This window comes from Nocardioides sp. (assembly GCF_031397825.1).
Lineage (GTDB): Bacteria > Actinomycetota > Actinomycetes > Propionibacteriales > Nocardioidaceae > Nocardioides.
Map to the genome: position 1 here is coordinate 1 of NZ_JANNML010000147.1, position 5393 is coordinate 5393.

Genomic DNA, 5393 nt, shown 5'->3' on the forward strand with positions numbered 1-5393 from the left:
CCGGTCTTGCCCTCGTTGCACATGCGGCAGCGGCCACAGGCGATGTTGAAGGGCACCGAGCAGATGTCGCCCTCCTTGACGAAGAGCACGTCGTCGCCGACCTCGACGACCTCACCGGTGATCTCGTGGCCGAGCGTCTGGCCTACCGGGGCGGTGGTGCGGCCGCGGACCATATGCTGGTCGGAGCCGCAGATGTTGGTGGTGACGAGCTTGAGGATGACCGAGTGCGGGGCGGCCTGCTTGATGCCCATCCCCTGCGCCACCTCGGCCGGGATCTCCAGCTTGGGGTAGTCGACAGTCTCGACAGCGACCTCACCCGGGCCCTTGTAGACGACGATCCGGTTGCCTGACATGTGATGTCTCCGTCCTGCTCCCGAGCGTGGAGCGGCGATCAGTAGGGGTAGCGCGGTGCTCGATGTGTGACGCACGCCACGCTCTACACCTGCCACGGACAGGGCGGCCCCAAACCCCTACCAAGGGGTAGTCAGGATCCCCTCAGGCGATGAGCTCGTCGTTCTCCCCGCGCACCTGTGCCGCCAGCCCGTGCAGCTCCTCGCGCAGAGCTGCCACCGACTCGGTGCTCAACCCGGTCGCCCGCTCGACGTCGACCTGGATCCGACGCGCCCGAGCCTTCAGGTCGCGCCCCGCGACGGTCAGCGCCACCTCGACGGTCCGCTCGTCCTCCGGCGGGCGCCGCCGCGTGATCAGGTCCTGGGCCTCGAGTCGCTTCAGCAGCGGCGAGAGCGTGCCGCTGTCGAGGTGCAGCGCGTCGCCGAGCTCGCCGAGAGTCAGGGGGGAGGTCTCCCAGAGCCGCATCAGGACGATGTACTGCGTGTAGGTCAGCCCGATCTCGGCCAGCCCCTCTCGGTAGCGGCCGACGATTGCGCGCGACGCGTCGTACAACGCGAAGCACAGCTGGTCGTCCACACGAAACCGGGTCATTGGCCAAGGGTAGACCCGCTCTCAACTCTCAGGCACTATTAAGTTGCGCGTGATTGACATGCGCGCAACTGATTGGCACCCTTACGGGTGTGACGTCCCACCTCGGGGCGACGGACCACACCGGATCGGGGCCGCTCCTCCCGCGGCCCCGCCCCCAGACCCCCTCGGTCGCCGCACGCGCCGCCCGCCCGCGGCGACCGAGGGTTTCACCTCCCGCGCACTGCTCGTGAAGCCCCCGAGCAGGCGTCGTTTCCGTTAGCGTTGCCGCGACGGAACGGGGGACGACACGTGGCGCAGTGCGGTGGATGCGGGACCCAGCTCCCCGGGGGCGCCCGGTTCTGCCTCGAGTGCGGTCGCCCTCTGGCCTCCACCTGCACCGGCTGCGACGCCCCGCTCCCGCCCCAGGCCAAGTTCTGCATGGAGTGCGGTACGCCGACCGCGGCCGACCCGGGCGCGCCCCGCGCCACCCCGGCCGAGCCGACCGGCACTGCCAGTCGTCGTACGACGTCCCTCCTGTTCGGCGACCTCGTCGGCTTCACCACCCTGAGCGAGTCGCGCGACGCTGAGGACGTCCGCGAGCTGCTGGGCCGCTACTTCGACGAGTGCCGCCGCATCGTGGCCCGCTACGGCGGCACCATCGAGAAGTTCATCGGCGACGCCGTCATGGCCGTCTGGGGCGTGCCGACCGCCCACGAGGACGACGCCGAGCGAGCGGTCCGCGCCGGCCTCGAGCTGGTCGCCGCCGTCAACGACTTCGGCCACGACGTCGGCGCCCCCGACCTCGCCCTGCGCGTCGGCATCGTGACCGGCGAGGTCGCCGTCACCGTGGGCGCCACCCAGCAGGGCATGGTCGCCGGCGACGCCGTCAACACCGCCGCCCGCGTCCAGTCCGCCGCCACCCCAGGCCAAGTCTGGGTCGATGAGACGACCCGCCTGCTCACCACCGCTGCCATCACGTACGCCGACGCCGGCTCCCACGCCCTCAAGGGCAAGGTCGACCCGGTCCCGCTCTGGTCGGTGCGCGCCGTCGTCGCCGCCGTCGGAGGCGCCCAGCGCGCCGATGGTCTCGAAGCTCCTCTGGTCGGGCGCGACCGCGAGCTGCGGCTGATCAAGGAGCTCTTCCACCAGACCCAGGAGTCCGGCCGCCCCACCCTGCTGGTCGTCGACGGCGACCCCGGCGTCGGCAAGACCCGACTGGGCTGGGAGTTCGAGAAGTACACCGACGGCATCAACGACCCCCTCCGCTGGCACTCCGGACGCTGCGTGGCCTACGGCGAGGGCGTCGCCTACTTCGCGCTCGCCGAGGCCGTCCGGGGCCGGATCCAGATCGGCGCCGACGTGAGCGGCGAGACCGGTGAGGAGGTCGGTGACCTCTCCCCCGACGCCCAGCTCGAGCGGGCGCTGGCGCGGCACGTGCCCGACGCCGAGGAGCGGGACTGGCTGCGCGGCAGGATGGCCGCCCTCCTCGGCACCGGCTCCGGCACCGGCACGGGATCCGGCATGGCCACCTACGCCCGCGAGGACCTGTTCTCCGCCTGGACGGTGTTCCTCCAGCGTGTCGCGGGCGACGAGCCGCTCACCTTGGTCGTCGACGACGCCCAGCACGCCGACGACGGCCTGCTGGCCTTCCTCGAGCACCTCGTCAGCACCGCGACGTTCTCCTGCTTCGTCGTGCTGCTGACGCGACCCGGACTGCTCGAGCGTGCCGGAAGCCTGGCCTCCCACCGACGCACCAACCTGCTGCGGCTGGCCACGCTCACCGACCTCGACATGGCCCGGTTGCTGGACGGTCTGGTGGTCGGCCTGCCCGACGAGGTCCGCGACCAGCTGGTGGCGCGCTCCGACGGCATCCCCGTCTTCGCCGTCGAGACCGTGCGCTCACTCATCGACCGCGACCTGGTCGTGCCGCGCGGCGGGCAGTACGTCCTGGCCGACGACGCCCCTCTCGACCTCGACTCCCTCGCCGCCCCCGCCTCGCTCCAGGCCCTCATCGCCGCCCGCCTCGACGCCCTCACACCCGACCAGCGCCGCGTCGTCGACCGGGCCAGCGTGCTCGGCACCACCTTCACCCTCGACGCGCTCGCCGCGCTGTGCCCCGAGGTCGCCGACGTCGGATCGGTGCTGCGCGATCTCCAACGGGTGCAGATCTTCGCCCACGACAGCAACCGGATGAGCTCGACGTACGGCCAGCACTCCTTCGTGCAGTCCGCGGTGCGGCAGGTGGCGTACGGCGTGCTCTCGCGGCGCGACCGCAAGGCGGTCCACCTCGCCGTCGTGGCCCACTTCGAGCACGCCGGGGAGACCGGCGACGACACCGCCGCGATCCGCGCCCAGCACTACCTGGACGCCCTGGCCGCGGTGCCGGGCGACCACGACGAGGCCGAGCTCCGGGCCGCCGCCGTCGACAACCTGGTGCGCGCCGCCGCCCGGTCGACCGGTCTCGGCTCGCATCAGGAGGCCGCCCGCCACCTCGCCACCGCCTCCCCGCTCGTGCACGGAGACGCCCGACGGGCGCCGATGTTGCTGCAGCAGGCGACCGCCGAGTTCGAGGCCGGACTCTGGCAGTCCTCCCTCGCGCACGCTCACGAGGCCGAGGAGCTCTTCGTGACGCTGGGCGACCGACGCAGGGCCGGCCACGCGGCGGGTGTGCGTGGCCAGGTCCTCGTCACCGGGCTGCGCCAGGCCGAGGAGGCGATCACCCTGACGATGCCGTGGTGGGAGGAGCTGTGCGAGGACCAGGACGCGGTTGAGGCGCGGCTGATCCTCTCGCGCGTGCTCATGGGGTCGGAGTTCCGCGGGCCCAACCCCGAGCGCGGCCTCCAAATGGCTCATGAACGGCTCCGGCTGGCCGAGGAGCAGGAGGACACCGAGGCCGTCATCACCACGTTGAGCTCGCTCAGCGCCTTCTACTCCGACCGGGGGCTGATGACGATCAGCAACTCCCTGCTGGTGACGGCCTCCGAGCTCGCCCGCGACGCCCACGACCCCGCGTCGGAGGCGGCCACCCTGGTCAACCTCATCGCGGCGGCCAACCCCACCGACGTCGCCGCCGCCCTGCGCAACGCCGAGTACGGGCTGGAGGTCGCGTCCCGCGCCGGCAACCGCTACAACCTCGAGTTCATCGTCGCCAACTCCGTGATCGCGCTCTGGAACGGCGGCCGGTGGGACGACATGGAGGCGCCGCTGGAGCTGTTGGAGTCAAGGTTCGGACCCACGACGGACGAGTACGCCGTCGGCGTCCGCGCCCTGCGCAACCGAGCCCGCGGGCTTCCGGTGCCGCCGATCGGTGAGCTGAGCGCCGACGGGGGCGACGACCCCTCGCTGCTCGCTTGGGGCCGAGTCCTGCGCGGCCTGGAGGGCACGCCGCCCGTGGCTGATCTCCGCGCCCCCGCGCTGGCGGCGACGCACGCGTTCCACGACTTCACCGGCGTCTGGGACGACCTCCACTTCGTGCACGCCCACGCGATGACGGTCGCCCTCGAGGCAGGCGACGAGGCGGCATCCCGGGAACTGCTCGAGCAGGTGAGCGGGGCGCGGCGGCTGCCTCGCTCCTTGCGTGGCCACCGCGACCTGCTCCGCGCCTGGCTGGCCGGCCGCGCGGTCGACGTCGGCGCGCACGGGGGCGCGAGCGAGCACGGGGGCGCCGGCGACCCCGGCGAGCTCTTCGGGGCCGCCGTCGAGCACTACGAGGTCTTCGGGTCACCGGTCTACGTCGCGCACGCCCACCGCTGGTGGGCGGACTGGCTCCTCAGCCAGGGCCGTCCGGACGAGGCCGCCCCCCACCTGACCGCCGCGCGAGCGACGTACGAGCGGCTGGGGGCGACGGCCTGGCTCGCCGACGCATCCGTTGGTCGAGCAGGTCGCGCAGCGACCGTCGTCGAGACCTCGGATCAGACGACCTCGTTGCGGCCGTAGTCGTCCTCGAGCCGACAGATGTCGTCCTCGCCGGTGTAGGCGCCGCGCTGCACCTCGATGATCACGAGCTCCTCGGTCGACTCGTTGGCCAGCCGGTGCTTCGCGCCGAGTGGTACGTCGATCGTGTGGCCGGGGCCGGCCATCGTGGTGACCCCGTCGATGAGACAGGTGGCGATCCCGAAGACCACGACCCAGTGCTCCGAGCGGTGCTCGTGGGTCTGGTAGGACAGCCGCGCACCGGGATTCACGTGGATGCGCTTGACCTTGTAGCCGTGGTCCACGTCGATGACGTGCCACGACCCCCACGGTCGATCCTCTGACTCCAGTGCCATCCCGCCCCCTGCGTTGTCGACGTCCAACTCTAGTGGAGCGCGCGCCTTCCGGGGCATGGCCCTATCAGGTCCGATCAGGTGAGCAGGGTCACCCCACCGGCTCGGCCACCGGCCGGCGCGTGGGAGCGACGACCACCAGACCGACGAGCGGCAGCAGAGCGAGCCCGCCGATCGCGACGCCGAGCCCCAGCGCCGGGCCCAGAC

Annotated in this window: 4 protein-coding genes and 1 pseudogene; 2 read left to right on the forward strand and 3 right to left on the reverse strand. The window is 72.1% G+C overall.

What is annotated here, in order from left to right; all coding sequences use genetic code 11:
- Together RMN98_RS12940 and RMN98_RS12945 are read right to left on the reverse strand one after the other, a co-directional pair.
- The coding region (locus RMN98_RS12940) for an alcohol dehydrogenase catalytic domain-containing protein (protein WP_309649225.1) at nucleotides 1-353 on the reverse strand (353 nt) is incomplete at its 3' end.
- A 142-nt stretch (nucleotides 354-495) separates the two neighbouring features.
- The gene (locus RMN98_RS12945; RefSeq protein ID WP_309649226.1) at nucleotides 496-942 is read right to left on the reverse strand and encodes a MarR family transcriptional regulator; all 447 of its coding nucleotides are present in this window, start codon (nucleotides 940-942) and stop codon (nucleotides 496-498) included.
- A 288-nt stretch (nucleotides 943-1230) separates the two neighbouring features.
- Here RMN98_RS12945 and RMN98_RS21090 point away from each other — a divergent pair.
- A pseudogene (locus tag RMN98_RS21090) lies at nucleotides 1231-1359 on the forward strand (zinc ribbon domain-containing protein); the annotation flags it as partial.
- Nucleotides 1360-4857 (forward strand): adenylate/guanylate cyclase domain-containing protein, encoded by a 3498-nt coding sequence (locus RMN98_RS12950; RefSeq protein ID WP_309649227.1) that lies wholly within the window; start codon nucleotides 1360-1362, stop codon nucleotides 4855-4857.
- Here RMN98_RS12950 and RMN98_RS12955 read toward each other — a convergent pair.
- Entirely contained in the window at nucleotides 4833-5189 is a 357-nt protein-coding gene (locus RMN98_RS12955) for a phosphomannose isomerase type II C-terminal cupin domain (protein ID WP_309649228.1), read from the reverse strand. The two genes, RMN98_RS12950 and RMN98_RS12955, sit on opposite strands and share 25 nt — an antisense overlap.
- Between the last annotated feature and the right edge of the window lie 204 nt (nucleotides 5190-5393).